The following is a 1,112-nucleotide window of genomic DNA, read 5'->3' as shown; positions in this document are numbered from 1 at the left end:
TTAGTTTTCCTGTTGTAAGTTCGTCTAAAATTTTCAGTTTAAAAGGTTCTGAATACCGTCTGATTACTTTGTCATTTTTGTACATAATGTTTGAAATTATGTAGCCTTTATTCAGGACGGGTCAAGCTTACGCACAACGGTCTCGGCTATGAGTAGTTGCGTGGATTAGCGATTAACTTAGCAAGTACACACCAAACTGAAAATCCGCGAGGATTTTCAGAAGTAGGCGAGAACAAGCAATTACTTATAGCCATTGTTGGCAAATCGTTTTTTATAAATATTTTAGGTCAAATTCCCCTTCTCTTATTTCAATAACTTCTCCATCTTCGTTTACTGCGTCAAACTCGAAACGACCACCCAAAATATAGTTGTCAATGTCGTGATATAGAATTTCCAAAGTTCCAAAATAAATTTCGTTTGTTTTGTAAACTGAGCTGGCGGTATCAATACTATATTCTCCTTGATTTGGTTCTTCACTAAGATTATAAATATTACCAACCATTGAAGTTGTTGTGCTTATTCCAGTAATTTCTATTGTTACAAATTGGTCAATGAAATCTGGTGACTGACCTCTATTCCTAAACGAAAGGTACATACGATTTAAATCATCATAGTCAGCCATACTGAACCAAACGGATCTAGCACCTGGACTTGTTACTACAGATGGTTTTAATAGGTTACCGTTAACCTCACATTTCACGCCTCCTCGTCCGTCAAATACATAGTTTTCATCGTCTAAATCGACAGACGCTGTATCGCAAGCAATGAATGTCAATATTGATAAAATCAGAATCAATTTATTTTTCATAATTCTATTTATTTGTAGATGAGATTCCATTTATAAGGTTGCGTCAAAATGTTTGCCAACGGTTACGTATAAGAATAGTGCGGTTTTGTGTCCGAGGATTTTCCGCAGGAAAATCAGAGTGACCAAATACGCACTAACCTTTTGATTTAGGATTAAACTTAAGCATTATTTTTATACAATGTGCCTGTTGCACAACGTGATAAATATAAGATAAAATTTCATAAATTGTATTATAATTCTTATGTTTAATAATGCAAGGCAAAAAAGAGTATCAGGAGAAATTATTCAACAATTTTCAGTTAAG

Annotated in this window: 1 protein-coding gene; it reads right to left on the bottom strand. The window is 34.1% G+C overall.

The window, feature by feature from the left end; all coding sequences use genetic code 11:
• Positions 1 to 271: 271 nt before the first annotated feature.
• Complete coding sequence (locus FGF67_RS16805; protein WP_139698912.1) at positions 272 to 775, bottom strand: hypothetical protein; 504 nt, start codon at positions 773 to 775, stop codon at positions 272 to 274.
• Positions 776 to 1,112 lie beyond the last annotated feature (337 nt).

The organism is Allotamlana fucoidanivorans, from assembly GCF_006265225.1.
Lineage (GTDB): Bacteria > Bacteroidota > Bacteroidia > Flavobacteriales > Flavobacteriaceae > Allotamlana > Allotamlana fucoidanivorans.
This window is presented reverse-complemented; position numbering and strand designations above follow the sequence as displayed.